The sequence below is a fragment of the Pseudonocardia sp. DSM 110487 genome, from assembly GCF_019468565.1.
Classification (GTDB): domain Bacteria; phylum Actinomycetota; class Actinomycetes; order Mycobacteriales; family Pseudonocardiaceae; genus Pseudonocardia.
The window spans coordinates 373,286-389,981 of sequence record NZ_CP080521.1; the positions used below are offsets into that span (position 1 = coordinate 373,286).

At 71.7% G+C, this 16,696-nt stretch carries 18 protein-coding genes; 14 read left to right on the forward strand and 4 right to left on the reverse strand.

Annotated elements, in window-relative coordinates:
- The first annotated feature begins 26 nt into the window (after positions 1–26).
- Positions 27–869 (forward strand): hypothetical protein, encoded by an 843-nt coding sequence (locus K1T35_RS01470; RefSeq protein WP_220258405.1) that lies wholly within the window; start codon positions 27–29, stop codon positions 867–869.
- Between the two features lie 122 nt (positions 870–991).
- On the opposite strand, the gene K1T35_RS01475 is transcribed toward K1T35_RS01470, so the two are convergent.
- On the reverse strand, positions 992–1,669 hold the full coding sequence (locus K1T35_RS01475; protein ID WP_370645292.1) for a response regulator: 678 nt from the start codon (positions 1,667–1,669) through the stop codon (positions 992–994).
- Entirely contained in the window at positions 1,657–2,775 is a 1,119-nt protein-coding gene (locus K1T35_RS01480) for a sensor histidine kinase (protein WP_255621468.1), read from the reverse strand. Before K1T35_RS01480 ends, K1T35_RS01475 begins: the two co-directional genes overlap by 13 nt.
- Before the next feature lie 140 nt (positions 2,776–2,915).
- Here K1T35_RS01480 and K1T35_RS01485 point away from each other — a divergent pair, with 140 nt between their 5' ends.
- Complete coding sequence (locus K1T35_RS01485; protein WP_220258406.1) at positions 2,916–3,161, forward strand: hypothetical protein; 246 nt, start codon at positions 2,916–2,918, stop codon at positions 3,159–3,161.
- Between the two features lie 25 nt (positions 3,162–3,186).
- On the opposite strand, the gene K1T35_RS01490 is transcribed toward K1T35_RS01485, so the two are convergent.
- Positions 3,187–4,200, reverse strand: a complete 1,014-nt coding sequence (locus tag K1T35_RS01490) for an ABC transporter substrate-binding protein (RefSeq protein ID WP_220258407.1) — start codon at positions 4,198–4,200, stop codon at positions 3,187–3,189.
- 149 nt (positions 4,201–4,349) lie between these two features.
- Here K1T35_RS01490 and K1T35_RS01495 point away from each other — a divergent pair, with 149 nt between their 5' ends.
- The 10 genes from K1T35_RS01495 to K1T35_RS01540 all read left to right on the forward strand — a co-directional run bounded on the left by K1T35_RS01495 (position 4,350) and on the right by K1T35_RS01540 (position 13,957).
- Positions 4,350–5,291, forward strand: a complete 942-nt coding sequence (locus K1T35_RS01495) for a MurR/RpiR family transcriptional regulator (RefSeq protein ID WP_220258408.1) — start codon at positions 4,350–4,352, stop codon at positions 5,289–5,291.
- The gene (locus K1T35_RS01500) at positions 5,288–6,046 is read left to right on the forward strand and encodes a sugar isomerase domain-containing protein (protein ID WP_220258409.1); all 759 of its coding nucleotides are present in this window, start codon (positions 5,288–5,290) and stop codon (positions 6,044–6,046) included. The genes K1T35_RS01495 and K1T35_RS01500 overlap by 4 nt, the downstream gene beginning before the upstream one ends.
- Before the next feature lie 13 nt (positions 6,047–6,059).
- Positions 6,060–7,484, forward strand: coding sequence for an N-acetylglucosamine/diacetylchitobiose ABC transporter substrate-binding protein (gene ngcE / locus K1T35_RS01505; RefSeq protein WP_220258410.1), 1,425 nt, complete (start codon positions 6,060–6,062; stop codon positions 7,482–7,484).
- A 9-nt stretch (positions 7,485–7,493) separates the two neighbouring features.
- A complete protein-coding gene (locus K1T35_RS01510; protein WP_220258411.1) occupies positions 7,494–8,405 on the forward strand; it encodes a carbohydrate ABC transporter permease in 912 nt (303 codons plus the stop codon).
- An 11-nt stretch (positions 8,406–8,416) separates the two neighbouring features.
- Positions 8,417–9,316 (forward strand): carbohydrate ABC transporter permease, encoded by a 900-nt coding sequence (locus K1T35_RS01515; protein ID WP_220258412.1) that lies wholly within the window; start codon positions 8,417–8,419, stop codon positions 9,314–9,316.
- A 36-nt stretch (positions 9,317–9,352) separates the two neighbouring features.
- Positions 9,353–10,501: an alpha/beta hydrolase gene (locus K1T35_RS01520; RefSeq protein WP_220258413.1), complete on the forward strand. Its 1,149-nt coding sequence runs from the start codon at positions 9,353–9,355 to the stop codon at positions 10,499–10,501.
- A gap of 31 nt (positions 10,502–10,532) precedes the next feature.
- Positions 10,533–11,270, forward strand: coding sequence for a maleylpyruvate isomerase family mycothiol-dependent enzyme (locus K1T35_RS01525; RefSeq protein ID WP_220258414.1), 738 nt, complete (start codon positions 10,533–10,535; stop codon positions 11,268–11,270).
- Between the two features lie 89 nt (positions 11,271–11,359).
- The gene (locus K1T35_RS01530) at positions 11,360–12,103 is read left to right on the forward strand and encodes an MBL fold metallo-hydrolase (RefSeq protein WP_220258415.1); all 744 of its coding nucleotides are present in this window, start codon (positions 11,360–11,362) and stop codon (positions 12,101–12,103) included.
- A 14-nt stretch (positions 12,104–12,117) separates the two neighbouring features.
- On the forward strand, positions 12,118–12,639 hold the full coding sequence (locus tag K1T35_RS01535) for a VOC family protein (RefSeq protein ID WP_220258416.1): 522 nt from the start codon (positions 12,118–12,120) through the stop codon (positions 12,637–12,639).
- A gap of 379 nt (positions 12,640–13,018) precedes the next feature.
- Entirely contained in the window at positions 13,019–13,957 is a 939-nt protein-coding gene (locus tag K1T35_RS01540; protein ID WP_255621469.1) for an LCP family protein, read from the forward strand.
- A 131-nt stretch (positions 13,958–14,088) separates the two neighbouring features.
- On the opposite strand, the gene K1T35_RS01545 is transcribed toward K1T35_RS01540, so the two are convergent.
- Complete coding sequence (locus K1T35_RS01545) at positions 14,089–14,988, reverse strand: Ku protein (protein ID WP_220258418.1); 900 nt, start codon at positions 14,986–14,988, stop codon at positions 14,089–14,091.
- A gap of 63 nt (positions 14,989–15,051) precedes the next feature.
- Here K1T35_RS01545 and ligD point away from each other — a divergent pair, with 63 nt between their 5' ends.
- Together ligD and K1T35_RS01555 are read left to right on the forward strand one after the other, a co-directional pair.
- Positions 15,052–15,963 carry a non-homologous end-joining DNA ligase gene (gene ligD, locus K1T35_RS01550; protein WP_220262314.1) on the forward strand — a complete coding sequence of 304 codons (912 nt, stop codon included), beginning with the start codon at positions 15,052–15,054 and terminating at the stop codon, positions 15,961–15,963.
- A gap of 102 nt (positions 15,964–16,065) precedes the next feature.
- Positions 16,066–16,653, forward strand: a complete 588-nt coding sequence (locus tag K1T35_RS01555; protein WP_255622800.1) for a putative glycolipid-binding domain-containing protein — start codon at positions 16,066–16,068, stop codon at positions 16,651–16,653.
- The last annotated feature ends 43 nt before the right edge of the window (positions 16,654–16,696 follow it).

A 16,696-nucleotide genomic window follows, 5' to 3' on the forward strand; every position in this document is an offset into this window, starting at 1 on the left:
TCGTCGCCGAGCGGTAGACCGCAGGAATGACCGAACGAGCGCTCCTCGAGCGTGAGCTGTGGCGGATCCTGGAGACGGTGCACGCGGTCGTGTACTTCGTGCCCGAGGCGAAGGCGGCGTACGGCGCGCTGGGTCTGCGCGGGTACTGGATGGGCTACTTCGCCTCTCGCTCCGCGGCGCTCGGCACCCCGAGCCCACGGCTCGTCACCGCACTGTTCTACGGCTTCGCGCCCCGGATGGTGGAGCGCGCGCTTCCTGACGCGTGGGCCTTCGCCGATCGCACGCGGGTGCTCGAGACCAGGCTGGAGCTCGCCCGGTCCGCGCTCGCCCGGCACGCGGGCGCCGGGCTCGGCGACACGGCCGACCTGCTCACCTCGGTGCTCGCCCGGCTCGACGTCGCGGGCCGGCCGCTCGCGGCCGCCCACCTGGACGTCCCGGCGCCTGCCGAGCCGCTGTCCCGGATCTGGCACGCCGCCACCGTGCTGCGTGAGTACCGCGGTGACGGGCACGTGGCCGAGCTCGTCGCGGCGCGGGTCGACGGCGTGGAGTGCCATCGACTCCACGGGGGCTCGCTGGTCGGCCAGCAGCGGGAGTTCCGCGGCTGGACCGAGGAGGAATGGGCGGATGCGGGCGGGCGGCTGCGCGCTCGCGGCCTGCTGGATGACGCGGGCGAGAACACGCACCGGGGTCAGGAGCTGCGCGCGGAGATCGAGCAGGGCACCGATCGCTCGGCCGCGGTCGCCCTGCGCACGCTCGACGATGCGCAGCTGGGGGTGCTGCGAGATGCCCTCGGCCCCGTAGCCGGGGCGCTGGCGGCGGCCGGAGCGGTGCCGTACCCGAACGCGATGGGCGTCGCCCGGCCGGCATGATCCGAACTGCCGGTTGTCCACGGCTGCTCTCACGACCATGAGCACCCGTAACTCCGGATCATGGGCGCGGCCACTACCGAAGGGCCCCGGCAACAGTGCCGAGCACCCATGCTCACAGAGGACTAGTCGAGCAGCCCGGCGTCGTGCGCCAGCAGCGCGATCTGCACCCGGTTGTTGAGATCGAGCTTCGTGAGGATGTTCGAGACGTGCGTCTTCACGGTGGGTACCGCGAGGTGCAGCACCGCGCCGATCTCGGCGTTCGAACGGCCCTGGCCCACCGCGACGGCGACGTCGCGTTCACGGTCGTTGAGCAGCGCGAGCCGGGCTCTGGCCCGGTCGCGGCGCCGGTCGTGATCGCTGTCGGCGACGCGGGCGATCAGCCGCCGCGTCACCTCGGCTGAGAGCACCGGCCTGCCCTTGGCGACGAGCCGCACCGCGGCGACGATCTCCTCCGGAGGGGTGTCCTTGAGCAGGAAGCCCGCCGCGCCCGCTCGAAGCGCGCGCAGGACGTGCCGGTCGGCGTCGAACGTGGTCAGCACGATGACCTCGGGCGCCTTCCCCCGAGCGCGTACCGCCTCCGTTGCGGCGAGGCCGTCCATCCCGGGCATCCGGATGTCCATGAGTACGACGTCGGGGGCGTGCCGGTCGACGAGCGGGAGCACCTCGGCGCCGTCCCCGGCCTCGCCGACCACGCGGATGTCCGGCGTGCCGCCGAGCATCATCGTGAGGCCCGCGCGCACGAGCGGGTCGTCGTCGACGATGAGCACGTCGACGGGAGCATCCGGGATCACGCCGGCCACGCTATCCGGGCCGCGACGCGCCAGCCCCGCGCCTGGGTGGGGCCGTGCTCCAGGCGCCCGCCTGCCAGTCCGACGCGTTCGGCGAGACCGGTGAGGCCCTGCCCGGGCGCCCTGACCGGTTGCGGGGCGGCCGGTGCACCGTTCTCGATCTCGACGGTGAGGTCCGCGCCGGGAGAGCCGCCGACCGCGACGGTCACGGCGGCGCCGGACGCGTGCTTGCGGGCGTTGGTCAATGCTTCCTGCACCACCCGGTACGCCGTGCGCCCGACGGTGTCCGGTGGCGCTCCGGCGACATCGTCGCGCAGCTCGACGTCCATCCCCGCGCGCCGGGACTCGGCCACCAGATCGGGGATGTCCGCGACGGTCGGCTGGGGGAGCTCGCCGACCGGGGCGCGCAGCACCCCGATCACCTCCCGCAGGTCCTGCAGCGCCTGGTGGGCGCTCTCCCGGATCACCCGGGCCGCCCGAGCGATGTCCTCGGCCGGGGCGTCGGGGCGGTACTCCAGCGCCCCCGCGTGCACGCTGAGCAGCGACAGCCGGTGCCCCAGCACGTCGTGCATCTCGCGAGCCACCGCCTCGCGGGCCTCCAGCTGAGCCTGCTCCGTGCGCAGCCGGACCTCGACGCTGGCCCGGGCGACGAGCTGGCGTTGGTGCTGGATCACCAGCCCCCAGCCGAACGCGGCGCTCTGCAGGGCGACGCCGAGCAGCAGGAGCAGCGCCTGCGGCAGCTCCGGCTCCGGCCGCAGCACCGTGTAGGCCGCCGCGGTGAGCAGGCTCAGCACGAAGACGGCGAACGACACCCGCTTCGACCGGTGCACCGCCACGGTGAACAGAGCGGCCAGCATCGCACCCGCGACCAGCTCGGAGAACGCCGATGCGAGCACGAGCACCACGGCGAGCTGCACCGGCCAGCGCCTGCGCAGCCAGAGGGCCGTGCACCCTAGTGCCCCGACCACCTGATCGACCTCGAACAGCCACGGCGGCAGGGGCGTCCCGATCCGCTGGCTCGCCGCGAACAGCCCGAACAGCACGGCGAGCACGAAGATCGCGGTGTCCACGATCCAGTCGCGCCTGCCGCGCCGCCGTCCGGTCCAGGTGCTCCCCATCGTGATCGGGAGCCTACGGTCGGCGGCCGCCTCCACGGGCGAGCTCGATACCGATGGTGGGGAACCCGGTACTTCGGTCGGAGCGCGTGGACACCGCCGACCGATCCCCGCAGGTAGGAGCGCTACTTACCGTCGCCGGTATGCGCAGCGCCCTCCAGTTCGCCGGTGTCGTCCTCGTGGCCGTCGGCGTCAGCGGGACGATCGACCGCCTCCTCGGCTTCCAGCCGATCTTCGGCTTCCTCAACGTCGTCAACCGGTTCCTGATCCCCGGGGTCGACGGGCTGAGCGGCTACGAGCTGTACGCGAACCTGTCGATCGTGGTGCTGGGGGTCGTGGTGTTCGCCTCGTCCGGCAGCGGCCGCCGAGTGGACCGGGGAAGCCCATGATCTGCGGAAATGGTGCGACGGCGTCTTATCCCAGCGGGACCTGCCGGATCCGCTCCAACAGCTCGTCGATGACGAACGGGATCGTGAGCGAGTTGGGCATCGACACAGCGTCGCTCGCCACCGGGTCAAGGCCGATCATGCGCCCGTCCCGGACCACCGGTAGGCCGGCGAACGTCGGCAGCGCGTCGAGGCGTGGCTTCGCCGCCTCGTAGTTGTCGACGACCAGCAGGTCTCCGTTCACCAGCGCGGTGTTCTCCGGCGAGACGTCGACGTAGAACCCGTCGCCGAACGCGTCGCGCACCCCGGCCACCGGCTGGAACCCCATCTCGGCGAGCAGCTGGCCGCGGCCGGAGCCGGGGCTGAACACCCGCAGCACCCCGCCGTCGAGCACCCTGACCAGCGCCGCGGTGCGCTCCGCGAACCACGGGTTCTCCGCCCGGGTGCGGGCGAAGAGGTCCTCGACCTCCTTGATCTCCGCCGCGGCCCTACCGGGGAGCCCGACCGCGGCCCCGATCCGCGCGGTGACCTCCTTCCACGGCAGGGCCCAGTCGGTCTGCCCCGGCGCGTGCAGCACGGTGGGCGCGATCGCGTTGAGCCTGCGGTAGACGTCCTCCTCGATCGCGTTGTTGACCGCGACGATCAGGTCGGGGGAGGCGGCCGCGATCGGTTCGAGGTCGAAGTCCGTGGTGGCGTCGGCGAGCGGGACCGGGGCCGCGCCGGCGAGGTGCGGGCGGGCCCACGAGCCGACCCCGTCGTCCACCGAGCCGTTCCACACCGGCACGAGCACCGGGACCACCCCGAGCGCCAGCAGCACGTCGGCGTCACCGAGCCCGACGACAGCTACGCGGCTGGGCGGTGCCGACACGGTGGTCGTCCCGTAAGCGTGGTCGAGGGTCACGGGAAGGGCGCCAGGCTCCGCGGCGCCCGCCGCGGCCGTCCCCGCCGGGTCCGGTGCTGCGCCCGCGCAACCGGCCGCCAGGCCGGTGACCGTGATGAAACCCAGCCTCAGAACCGCCCGACGGCTCAGCTCCAGCGTCATCGACCCGGCCACCTCCTGGTTAAGGAAGGCAAACCATACCTGGCGCCCCGTAACCCGCTCGTTGCAGAAACGTCTTACCGGAGCCTTGACAGTTCACCCGCTGTGGTGGAAATTTTCACCCACCTCGCCCAGGCTTGAAAGGTTTGCCGATGGCAGTGACAGCCGGATCCGAGCCGCCCGTCGAGGCGGGAACGGGTCAGCTGCTCGCCCACTTGCGCAGCGTGCTTCCCGGTCTCGCCGGAGCGCTGCGCCAGGTGGGCAACGCGATCCTCGAGGACCCCGCATGGGCCTCCAGGGCCACGATCGTCGAGCTCGGCGAGCGCAGCGGCACCTCACCGGCCACCGTCACCCGCTTCTGCCGCAGCCTCGGCCTCGGCGGCTACACCGAGCTGCGGGTCGGGATCGCCACCGACATCGGCCGTGCCGACCAGGCAGGCTGGGAGCTCGGCATCGGCGCCGACGTGCTGCCCACCGACCCGCTCGACCGCGTGCTGCGCACGCTGCTCGCCGTCGACCTGCAGGGGATTCACGAGACGGCCGCCGGGCTCGACCTGCGGGTCGTCGCGACCGTCGTCGACGCGCTCGTCACGGCCCGCCGCGTCGACCTCTACGGCGTGGGCCACAGCGCCGCCGTGCTCGAGGACGTGCAGATGCGGATGCACCGGATCGGCATCGCCTCGTGGACATGGTCGGACGTGCACGCCGGGCTCATGAGCGCCGCCATGCTCGGCCCGGGTGACGTCGCGATCGCGCTCTCGCACAGCGGCCGCGCCACCGAGACCGTCGACATGCTCGCGCAGGCCAAGGCCAGCGGCGCCACCACGGTGGCGATCACGAACTTCTCGACCTCCCCGATAGCCGAGGTCGCCGAGCACCTGCTGTGCACCTCGGTGCGCGAGACCTCCTACCGCTCGGGTGAGATGTCGGCACGGCACTCCCAGTTCCTCGTGCTCGACCTGCTCTACCTCGCCGTCGCCCAGCGCACCCACGAGCGCGCGACGGAGACCTGGGCGCGCGCGGCCGACGCCGTCGCGACGCACCGCATGCCGTACGAACCCCGGGGCCGCCGTGGCGCGGAGGGCGCGTCATGAGGAACCAGACGGTCTCCGCCGCGAGTTTCGCCGCCGCCACCGAAGAGGCGGTGCAGCGCGTGGCTCGGGAGCAGACGGCCGCCGTCGCGGCCGCGGCAGACCTGGTGGTCGGAGGCCTGCGCGCCGGCGGGGTCGTGCAGGCCTTCGGCACCGGGCACTCGCAGGCCCTCGCCATGGAGCTCAGCGGCAGGGCGGGCGGGCTCGTGCCGACCAACATGATCGCCCTGCGCGACCTGGTGCTGCTGGGCGGCGAGCCGCCGGAGCTGCTGTTCACCCAGCACCTCGAACGCGATCCGGCCGTGGGCCGCAGGCTCTACGACCTCGCCGGGGTGTCGCCGCCGGACGTGTTCGTGATGGCGTCGAACTCCGGCGGAAACGGCTCGGTGGTCGAGCTCGCGCACGCCGTGAAGGAGCACGGTCACCCGCTGGTCGTCATCACGTCGATGGCGCACAGCGGCCGGGTGACCTCGCGCCATCCGTCGGGCCTGCGCCTGTTCGAGCTGGCCGACGTCGTGCTCGACAACGGTGCGCCTTACGGCGACGCCGTGCTCGCCACCGGCGACGTCACGGTCTGCGCGATCTCGTCCATCACAGCGGCGCTGCTCGCGCAGATGATCGTCGCCGAGATGGTGCGCACGATGCTCGCCGCAGGCGAGACCCCACCCGTCTACCTGTCGTCCAACGTGCCGGAGGGCGACGCCCACAACGACGCGCTGGAAGCGCGCTACGCGGGCCGCATACGCCGCCCCGCCTGATGAGGAGGCAGTCATGAACAGGCCACGTCCCGGACTCGACCGCAGGCAGTTCCTGCAGCGACTCGCCGCTGCCGGCCTGCTCACGGTGCCCGGCGCAGGTGTGCTGTCGGCGTGCGCCACTGGCGGCGGCGGTCCGGCCACGGCGGCGCAGGGTGACGTGAGCGCGCAGAACCCGCTCGGCGTCGCCGCCGACGCCGGTCTCGACGTCGTCATCTTCAAGGGCGGCTACGGCGACGAGTACGCGCTCTTCCACGAGGAGCTGTACAAGAAGGCCTACCCGCAGGCGCAGGTCGAGCACACCGCGACCACGCAGATCGCGCAGGAGCTGCAGCCGCGCTTCGTCGCGGGCAACCCGCCGGACGTGCTCGACAACTCCGGTGCGCAGAAGATCGACTACGCGACGCTCGCCGCGGAGGGGCAGTGCGCCGACCTCGCCCCGCTCCTCGATGCCCCCACCGTGGACGACCCGAACGTCAAGATCCGCGACATCCTCCTGCCCGGCGTGCTGGAACAGGGCACCTACGGCGGCAAGTTCGTGATGCTGAACTACGTCTACGCGGCGTTCCCCATGTGGTACTCGAAGCCGCTGTTCGAGAAGAACGGCTGGCAGCCCCCCACCACCCTCGACGAGATGCTCGCGCTCTGCGAGCAGATCAAGGCGACTGGCATCTCGCCGTGGGCCTACGGGGGCACGAACGCCGCCGACTACGTGCTCGACCTCTCCCTCGGGATGTCGGTGAAGCAGGGTGGCCCCGACGTCGCCAAGAAGATCGACAACCTCGAACCGGCTGCATGGCAGCAGGACGTCGTGGTGGCTGGGGTGCAGGCGATCGAGGAGATGGTCCGCAAGGGCTACTTCATGCCGGGGTCGGAGGCCCTCAAGCACACCGAGGCGCAGACCTCGTGGGTGCAGGGCAAGGCGGCGTTCTACGTCTCGGGGTCCTGGCTGGAGAACGAGATGAAGGGGATCGCGCCGCCGGACTTCACGATGACGGCCGCCCCGGTGCCGGTACTCGACAGCGGCTCGGCCCTGCCGGTGACGGCGCTGCGTACTCAGCCCACCGAGGCGTTCATCGTGCCGGCGCGCGCGAAGAACGTGAACGGCGGGCTGGAGTACCTGCGGCTCATGATGTCCAAGGAGGGCGCGTCGAAGTTCGCCGAGCTCACCGCCTCGGTGCCGAGCGTGAAGGGCGCCGACGCCGGTGCCGCGGCCACCCCGGCGCTCCAGTCCGTCACGGCGGCCCTTGACGCCGCGGGCAGCGACGTCTTCTCCTGGCAGGTCAACACCTGGTACGTGAACTTCTACAAGTCGGTGCTGCAGCAGCAGCTCGGCAACCTGCTCGCGGGCCGGATCGACGCGAACACGTTCATCTCCACGGTGCAGTCGGAGGCCGACAAGCTCGCCGCCGACCAGAACGTGCCGAAGTTCCAGCGCTGAGGGGCTTTCATGCGCTACGGAAAGTACCGGTTCATCGCGGGCTTCCTCGCGATCCCGCTGCTGCTCTACGTCGTCTTCGTGGTGTCGCCGTACCTGCAGGCGATCTACATCTCGCTGACCGACTGGCGGGGGTTCTCCCAGAACCGGAACTTCGTCGGGCTGGCCAACTACGTGGACCTGCTCGGTGACACGCGGTTCTGGCGCGCGATGTGGCACAACCTGCTGCTGCTGATCGTCGTCCCGGTCGTGACGCTCGCGATCGCGCTGTTCCTCGCCACGATGACCACGCTGGCGGGGCGGGGCGGGGCGCTCGGCCGGGGCGGCGTGCGCGGCTCGCGCTTCTACCAGATCGTGTTCGTGTTCCCCTACATCGTGCCGCTGGTGATCGCGGGCCTGCTGTTCGCGTTCTTCTACAACCCGGAAGCCGGCCTGCTCAACGGGCTGCTGCGGCTGGTCGGCTTCGACTGGCTGGCCCGCCCGTGGCTCGGGGACACGACGTTCGCGCTGCCCGCGGTGATGGCCGTGCTCATCTGGGCGTTCGTGGGCTTCTACTTCGTGGTACTGAGCGCGGCCATGAAGGCGTTGCCCATCGACGTGTTCGAGGCCGCGGTGCTCGACGGCGCCGGCCAGGTCCGGACGTTCATGAGCATCACGCTGCCGCTGCTCACCGACAGCCTGAAGGCCTCGTACATCTACCTCGGGATCATGATGCTCGACGGCTTCACGCTGCTGCAGGTGATGCTGCCCGACGGTGGACCGGACGGCTCGACCGAGGTGGTGGCGCAGTACCTCTACCGCGCCGCGTTCACCGACGGGCGATTCGGCTACGCCTCGGCGATGGGCGTCGCGCTCTGCCTGGTCACGCTGGTGCTGGCGATCGTGATCCTGCGCGCGGGCCGCCGCGACCGGGTCGAGTTCTGAGGGGATCTGCGATGTCGATCGACACCCGCCCGCCGGTTGCCAAGGCAGCGCGGCGGGCCGGCCCGGCGCCGGAGGGCCGCCGCTCGGGATTCGGTGCCCTGAACGCCGGGGCGCAGGGCCTGCTCGTCGTCTGGGCATTGGTCTGCGTGGTGCCGCTGCTCTGGGCGGTGCTGACGTCGTTCAAGTCCGACCGGGAGATCTTCACGAACCCGTGGGCCCTGCCGACGGAGTGGCACTTCGACAACTTCGTGCGAGCCTGGACCTCGGCGAGCATCGGCCGCTACTTCATCAACAGTGCGATCGTCGTCAGCGCAGCGGTGCTGCTGGTGATGCTGCTCGGCGCGATGGTGGCCTACGTGCTCGCCCGCTACGAGTTCCGCGGCCGCAACGTCATCTACTACGCGTTCGTGGTGGGGATGACGTTCCCGCTGATCCTGGCGCTCGTGCCGCTGTTCTTCGTGGTGCAGAACGTCGGGATGCTCGGCACGTACCACGGCCTCGTCATCGCCTACATCGCGTACGCACTGCCGTTCACGGTCTTCTTCCTCACCAACTCGTTCCGCACGTTGCCCGGTGAGCTGATCGAGGCGGCGATGCTGGACGGGTGCTCGCATGCCGGTGCGTTCTTCCGGATCATGCTTCCGCTGGCCCGGCCGGGGATGATCAGCGTCGGGATCCTCAACTTCTTCGGCCTGTGGAACCAGTTCTACCTGCCCCTGGTGCTCATGCCCGACCAGGACCGGTACGTCCTGTCGCAGGGGCTCGCGGTGCTGGCGGCCAACCAGGGCTACCGATCCGACTGGAGCGCGCTCTTCGCCGGCCTGGTGATCGCCCTGGTCCCGGTGCTCGCGGTGTACGTCGCGTTCCAGCGGAGGATCCAGGACGGGCTGGCCGTGGGCGCGGTCAAGTAGACAGCCGATCGCGTTCGCGCGGCGTACCTTGCGTATGTGATCGGTGAGAAGGTGCGCGTGCAGGCGCTGCGGTGGGTGTTCCGCGTCCTGTTCGGGCTGCCGAGACCGGTCAAGCGACTGCTGGCAGGCCGGGCGATCGGGGTGGACGGGCAGGAGCTCGATCTCGACCTGCAACTGCTGGGCCGGGTCGACCGGCTGCTCGCCAGCAACGACGGTGGCACCGTCGATCGGGCCACCATCGCCGAGCAGCGTCGGCAGGCCGACCTCGCCGCCGACCTCGTGGCCGATGCCCTCCTCGCCCACATCGAGACCCGTGACCTGCAGGTTCCCGGCGAGGCCGGTCCGCTGCCCGCACGGCTGTACGTGCCCCCAGCGGTGCCCGAGACCCCATCGCTTGTCGTCTACTTCCACGGTGGCGGATTCGTGATGGGCAGCGTCGCCTCCACCGACCCGCTCTGCCGGTTGCTCGCCGCTCAGTCCGGAGTGCGCGTGCTCTCCGTGGAGTACCGGCTCGCGCCGGAGCACCCGTACCCGGCGGCGCTCGGGGACGCCATCGCGGCATTCCGGGCCGTGCGGGCCGACGCGGCCGCGTTGGGGGCAGAGCCGGATCTGATCGCGGTCGGTGGCGACAGCGCCGGTGGCAACCTCGCGCTCGTGGTCGCCCACCAGCAGGCCGTACTGGGCGGCCCGCTGCCGGCGTTCGTGCTCGCGCTCTACCCCGTCACCGACGCCGAGCGGGACGGCGGGTCGAGGGAGCTCTTCGGCACCGGGTTCGGGCTCACAACCGACCTCCTGCGCGATCTCGAGCGCATGTACCTGCCCGACGGCGTGCCCACCGACGACACCCGCGGCGCGATCCTGCGGGCCGCCGACCTGTCCGGAATGCCACCGGTCTACCTCGCGACGGCCGGCTTCGACCCGCTGCGCGACGAGGGGGAGGAGCTCGCCGCCCGGTTGCGCGAGGCGGGGGTGCCGGTGGTCGCCCGCCGCTTTCCCGGCCTCGTCCACGGATACGCCAGCTTCACCGCGCTCAGTGCCGCGGCCCGGGACGCCACGCTCGACGCCGCCAGCGCTCTGCGCGCCGGCCTCGGGCTGGTGGCCGGGGGACACCCGGCGCGCGGACGGCGCCTGCGCATCCCCGAGATGCACCGGGTCGTCCACCCCGATCCGCTCGCGGGCGGCTGATCACGCGGGCGTCACGGCCTAGGATCCCTGCGTGGATCGCCGTGACACCGCTGTGACCCTGCCGTGGCTGGGGTCGGGTACCAAGCTGCTCACCGGGGCCGTCAACGCCCTTCCCGACGACGCGCTGCGCACTCCGAGCGCCCTGCCCGGCTGGAGCCGGGCCCACGTCGTCGCACACGTCGCCCGCAACGCCGAGGCGCTCACCCGGCTCGTGACCTGGGCGCGCACCGGGATCGAGACGCCGATGTACTCGTCCCGCGAGCAGAGGGCCGCCGAGATCGAGTCGTCGGCGCAGGCACCGGCCGACGTGCTGCGCGCCGAGCTCGCGACCACCGCGGCAGATCTCGACGCCGCCCTCGCCGCGCTCGACGACACCACGTGGCAGGCGGAGGTCCGCAGCGCGCTCGGCAGGCCGATCCCGGCGGCTGAGATCCCGTGGATGCGGGTGCGCGAGGTCTGGCTGCACGCGGTGGACCTGGATGCCGGGGTCTCCGTCGCCGACGTCTCACCCGACGTCGTGGACACCTTGCTCGACGACTCGACCGGCACGCTGTCGGCCGCGGAGGGCTGTCCGTCCGCGGTGCTCGCCCCCACCGACCGGGACCGCACCTGGACGCTCGGCCCCGCATCCGACGAACCGCTGCGGGTGCGCGGCGATGCGGCGTGGGTACTCGGCTGGCTGGTGGGCCGCACCGGTACCGACGGCGTCGAGGCCGTCACGGCCGACGGCACCCCCGTGGCCGTCCCGGCACCGCCTCGCTGGCTCTAACCGCCGGTCGAGGGACCCCGCCCCTTCCGGCGGTGACCTCACCCCGCGGGACAATGCGCGCACCCGGCGCCAGTGGCACAGTGCCGCAAGTGGAGATCACGTTCATCGGCAGCGGCGACGCGTTCGGCAGCGGCGGTCGCTTCCAGACGTGCATCCGGGTGCGGGCGGACGGGGCCACCGCGCTCGTCGACTGTGGCGCCACCAGCCTCACCGCGATGCGGGCGCAGGGCGTCGACCCCGGCGACGTCCGGGCGGTCGTCGTATCCCACTTGCACGGGGACCACTTCGGTGGGTTGCCGTTCCTCGTCCTCGACGGCCAGTTCACGCGGCGGACGGCACCGCTCACCGTCTTCGGGCCGCTGGGCATGCGCGACCGGCTGCACACCGCGATGGAGACGCTCTATCCCGGCTCCACCGGTGTGGAGCGGCGGTTCCCGGTGAAGATCGTCGAGCTGGACGGCGCGGGCGGCACGCGACGGGACGGGCCGTTCTCCGTCCGCGGGTGGGAGGTCGACCACGCCAGCGGGGCACCTGCGCTCGCCGTACGCGTGGACGCGGGCGGGCACGGTTTCGGCTACTCGGGCGACACCGCGTGGACTCCGGCGCTGGTCACGGCGGCGGACGGGGCGGACGTCTTCGCGTGCGAGGCCTATACCTGGGACCAGCAGGTCCGCTACCACCTCGACTACCGCACGCTGCGCGAGCATGCTGGCGAATTGGCGGCGGGCCGGCTGGTGCTGACCCACATGGGGCCGAAGATGCTGGCCCGGTTGCGGGAGGCGGAGCACCCTGCCGCCGTGGACGGCCTCGTGCTCGATGCCGGGATGCTCTAGAGGAAGGAAGTCCGATGCCGCAGCCGCAAGGAGCCGAGCTCGAGGCGGTCCGTGCCCGACGGGCGGAGCTGAAGGAGCGCTACCTCGTCGGCGCGGCCAAGCGCCCCGCATCGACCGTGCAGGGGGTGCACCACCTCGCGCTGATCTGCCGGGATGTCGAGGAGACGATCCGGTTCTACCAGGAGCTGCTCGGGTTCCCGCTGGTCGAGCTCGTGGAGAACCGCGACTACGCAGGCTCCAGCCACTTCTTCTTCGACATCGGGAACAACAACCTGCTCGGCTTCTTCGACTTCCCAGGGCACGACCACCCGGACTTCACCGAGACGATCGGCGGCGTCCAGCACTTGGCGCTCTCCACGTCGCCGGAGGAGTTCGCGGCCGCCAGGGAGCGCCTGGACGCCGCCGGCATCGACTACCTCGGGCCGGACCGGGGCGTGGAGAACAGCCTGTACCTCCGCGACCCCAACGGCGTCGGCCTCGAGTTCTACTGCGAGAAGCTCGGCTTCTTCGAGGGGGAGCCACTCCTCTCCTCCTGACAGCCGCCTGGCGCGCCCATGGAACCCCACCCCCCACTCGTGCGTCCCTGTACATGGACGACGTATACGCCGAAAGCGACGGGTGGGGAGCATGGACGACTTCCGTGGCCGTGGTGGGCCGCCCCCTGGGCGGCCGCCAGTGCCGGGGCGCCGTGGCGGAGCCCCCCAGTGGGGGCAGCCGCAGCGGCCCCATCCGGGGCGAGCCTATCCGGCCCCGCCACCAGCACCCTCAGGGCAGGGCGCCGGGTACCCGCCGCCGGAACCCCCGCACAGGCCGCGTCCCCTGCAGCGCACGGCGTTGCTGCCGGCCCAGCGCCGACGAGGCAGCCCGCAAGGTGCCACCGGCGCGCCGCCGCGGCGCCCGCCCCGGCCACGGCCCGTGCGGGGCCGCCCGCGCTGGGGGCGTCGCCTCGGCCTTGCGCTGCTCGCTCTGCTGGTCGCGGTGGCCGGGTTCGCGGTGTACGTGGACGGCACGCTCGCGCGGGTGCCGGCGCTCCCATCGGACAGCGAGGCCTCGTCGGAAGGCACCAACTGGCTGATCGTGGGCTCGGACAGCCGGGCGAACCTCACGGCGGAGCAGCGCAAGGAGTACGCCACGGGCGACCCGGAGTCTGAGCTCACCGACACGATCATGCTCCTGCACACCGGCAGCGGGCCCACCACCCTGGTCAGCATCCCGCGTGACTCCATCGTCGACATCCCCGGCAAGGGCCGGCACAAGATCAATTCAGCGTACGGCCGCGGGGGTGGCGCCGACGGCGGGGGGCCCGAGCTGCTCGTCCGCACCGTCGAGAACGCCACGGGCCTGCGCATCGACCACTACGTCGAGATCGGGTTCCTCGGCATCGTCTCCGTGGTCGACGCGGTGGGCGGCGTCGAGATGTGCGTCCCGGAGGCGATCAAGGATCCGAAGGCCGCGCTGGACATCAAGGCCGGCTGCCAGACGCTCGACCAGGCCACCGCGCTGGGCTACGTGCGGACAAGGGCCACCGCGTCATCCGACTTCGGGCGGGTGGAACGCCAGCGCGCGTTCATCTCCGCGCTGCTGGACAAGGCCACGAGCCCGAGCACGCTGTTCAACCCGTTCCGGATCGTCCCGCTGGCCACGGGCCTGTCGAGCTCGGTCGCGGTGGACGGCGGCACGCACGTCTGGCACCTCGCCCAGCTGGGTCTGGCGATGCGCGGTCTCTCGGACGGCGTCTCGACCACGGTCCCGGTCCGCGACGGTGCGGTGAACTGGGACCGCACGAGAGCAAAGGCCCTGTTCGACGCGCTGGCGGCCGACGAAAGGCCACCCGAGAACGCACTGGGCCCCTGACCTGTACCGACGAACGGCGCTGTTGTGCCACTGAGGGCTGCACGCTTGCTCCGCGGCGCGCGCAGCCCTCAGACATGCATGGCGTCGGATAGGTACCGACGAACGCGCCGTTCGTCTGAATCAGAGACGGCTCAGGCCGGCTTGCGGCGCTTCCGTGGGGCCTCGTCGTCGTCCTTCTTGCGGGGGGACTTCCGGGCCGGAGGCTTCTTCTCCGCAGGCTCCTCCGCGGGCTCGGCGGGCTGCCCGCTCGCGGCCCGCGCGGCCTCCACGCTCGCCTGCAGGGCGCTGAGCAGGTCGGTCATGCTGTCCGGGCCCTCTTCGGCCTTCGCGGCCGCGGGAGCAGGCCGGGTCTCGCCCGTGGTGCGCTTGCGCTCGATCAGCTCGACGACCGCGTCACGGTACTCGTCGTGGAACTGCGTGGGGTCGAACTCGGCGCCGAGGCTCTCCACGAGGGAGGCCGCCATCGTCAGCTCCTGGGGCCGCAGCTCCACCTCGGCGTCGAGGATGTCGAACTCGGGTTCGCGCACCTCGTCGGGCCACAGCATCGTCTGCAGCACGATCGCCTTGTCGCGCACGCGCAGCAGGGCGATGCTCTCGCGCTGCCGCAGCGCGACCTTGACGACCGCCATCCGATCGGTCTGCACGAGCGCCTCGCGCAGCAGCGCGTACGGCTTGGCCGCCTTCGCCTCCGGCTCGAGGTAGTAGCTCTTGTCGAACAGCAGCGGGTCGATCTGGTCGGCAGGCACGAACTCGACCACGTCGATCTCGTGGCCGGACTTCGTGGGCAGCGAGTCGAGGTCCTCCTCGTCAAGGGTGATCAGCTCGCCGTCGTCGGTCTCGTAGCCCTTGACGATGTCGGCGTACTCCACCTCCTCACCGTCGATCGAGCAGGTGCGCTTGTACCTGATCCGTCCACCGTCGGCCGCGTGCACCTGGTGGAACCTGATGTCGTGGTTGGACGTCGCCGAGTACGCCTTCACCGGCACGCTCACCAGCCCGAACGACACCGCGCCGCTCCACATCGCGCGCATGCGAGCCCCCGTTTCCTCCGCCGTTTCGCGACACTGAAGTGACAGCATGGCGGCGTGCAGCCCATGCTCGCCACCCCCGGCGCCCTTCCGGAAGGTCCGGAATGGCTCTTCGAGGTGAAGTGGGACGGCATGAGGCTGCTCGCCGACGTCGCCGACGGGCGGGTCCGGCTCTCCAGCCGGAGCGAGCGCGACGTCACCGCCAACTTCCCCGAGCTCGCGTCGCTCACCGAACTCGCGCCGGACGTGCTGCTCGACGGCGAGGTGGTGCTGCTGGAGAACGGCGTGCCCAGCTTCGCGGCGCTGACCGAGCGGATGCACGGCCCGGTCGCGCCGCGGGTCGCGCAGGCCCGGCCCGTCACGTTCATGGTGTTCGACGTGCTCCGGCTCTACGGCGTGCCGCTGCTGGAGCGCCCGTTCGCGGAGCGGCGCGGCACCCTCGAACGGCTGGATCTCGCCTCGGTCCCGGTGCTCTCGCTCTCCCCGATCTACACGGACGGCGCGGCCCTGCTGGACGCCACGCGCGAACGTGGGATGGAGGGCGTGGTCGCGAAGCGGCGCGACGGCGCGTACCGGCCCGGCCGTCGCAGCCCCAGCTGGACGAAGGTCACCCACCGGCACTCGCAGGCCTGCGTCGTGGGCGGGTGGCGGCCGGAGCGCAGCGGCTCGAACCGGATCGGGGCGTTGCTGCTCGGCGTGCCCGGCGGCGGCGGGCTGCGGTACGTGGGCCGCGTGGGTTCCGGGCTGGCGGGCGAGCGCGTGCAGCGGCTCCTGCGAGATCGGCTGTACCAGGTGGACGTGTCGCCGTTCGCAGGGCCACTGCCGCGCGCGGAGGTGGCAGGCGCGAGGTGGTGCGACCCGCGGACGGTCGTCGAGGTGGGCCACTCCGGCCGGACCGAGGCCGGGCGCTTGTGGCACCCGGTGTTCCGCGGCGTGCGCGACGACCTGGATCCCGCGCATGTGGAGCTCGACGGCTGAACGGCGTCACCCGGCGCGACGAAGAGGGCACGTGCTGCGACCGGGATTGCCGCAAGGTCACGAAGTTGGCCCGGCTGGACTACCGTTGCTCCGGTGACGACGATGCTGACGTGGCAGGCCGAGGACGGCCACGGCCTCGAGGGCGTGCGGATGATTCCCGGTCACGGGGGGTTCAGAGCCCTCGGGCGGATGGTTCGCGTCGAGCCGAACGGCGGCTTCACGTCCTCCTACCGCCTGGTGGTCGGTGAGGACGGCACGCTGTCGCGGCTCTCTGTCACCAGCGCCACCGCCGAGCGGGAGAAGCACCTGACGATCAACCGCACCGACGACGGTGTCTGGTTGCTCGACACCGGGTCCGGCAGCGGCGCCGTCCGCGACGATTGCGCGGGCTCCGTGGACGTCGACCTGGCGTTCAGCCCGATGTTCAACACGATCCCGATCCGCAGGCTCGGCCTGCACCGGGAGACGGGCGAGCACACACTGCCGATGGTGTTCGTGTCGCTGCCCGACCTGGAGGTGCGGGTCGTCGAGCAGACCTACCGCACCGCGTCGGTGCTGGACGAGGGCACCGGCCACGCGGAGATCGGGTTCCGGTGGGGCGACTTCACCGCCGACCTCGTGGTCGACGCCGACGGTGTCGTCGCCAGCTATCCGGGCCTCGCCCGCCGCCTCGCCCCCGCGGCGAGCTGAAGCTCCCGGTGGTCGAGTAGAGCCTGCGCCCAGCTCTCCCGGT

Coding starts and splice junctions, on each gene's coding strand:
- K1T35_RS01470 (WP_220258405.1), top strand. CDS start 27: ATGACCGAACGAGCGCTCCTCGAGCGTGAGCTGTGGCGGATCCTGGAG.
- K1T35_RS01480 (WP_255621468.1), bottom strand. CDS start 2,775: ATGGGGAGCACCTGGACCGGACGGCGGCGCGGCAGGCGCGACTGGATC.
- K1T35_RS01485 (WP_220258406.1), top strand. CDS start 2,916: ATGCGCAGCGCCCTCCAGTTCGCCGGTGTCGTCCTCGTGGCCGTCGGC.
- K1T35_RS01490 (WP_220258407.1), bottom strand. CDS start 4,200: ATGACGCTGGAGCTGAGCCGTCGGGCGGTTCTGAGGCTGGGTTTCATC.
- K1T35_RS01495 (WP_220258408.1), top strand. CDS start 4,350: ATGGCAGTGACAGCCGGATCCGAGCCGCCCGTCGAGGCGGGAACGGGT.
- K1T35_RS01500 (WP_220258409.1), top strand. CDS start 5,288: ATGAGGAACCAGACGGTCTCCGCCGCGAGTTTCGCCGCCGCCACCGAA.
- ngcE (WP_220258410.1), top strand. CDS start 6,060: ATGAACAGGCCACGTCCCGGACTCGACCGCAGGCAGTTCCTGCAGCGA.
- K1T35_RS01510 (WP_220258411.1), top strand. CDS start 7,494: ATGCGCTACGGAAAGTACCGGTTCATCGCGGGCTTCCTCGCGATCCCG.
- K1T35_RS01515 (WP_220258412.1), top strand. CDS start 8,417: ATGTCGATCGACACCCGCCCGCCGGTTGCCAAGGCAGCGCGGCGGGCC.
- K1T35_RS01535 (WP_220258416.1), top strand. CDS start 12,118: ATGCCGCAGCCGCAAGGAGCCGAGCTCGAGGCGGTCCGTGCCCGACGG.
- K1T35_RS01545 (WP_220258418.1), bottom strand. CDS start 14,988: ATGCGCGCGATGTGGAGCGGCGCGGTGTCGTTCGGGCTGGTGAGCGTG.
- ligD (WP_220262314.1), top strand. CDS start 15,052: ATGCTCGCCACCCCCGGCGCCCTTCCGGAAGGTCCGGAATGGCTCTTC.
- K1T35_RS01555 (WP_255622800.1), top strand. CDS start 16,066: ATGCTGACGTGGCAGGCCGAGGACGGCCACGGCCTCGAGGGCGTGCGG.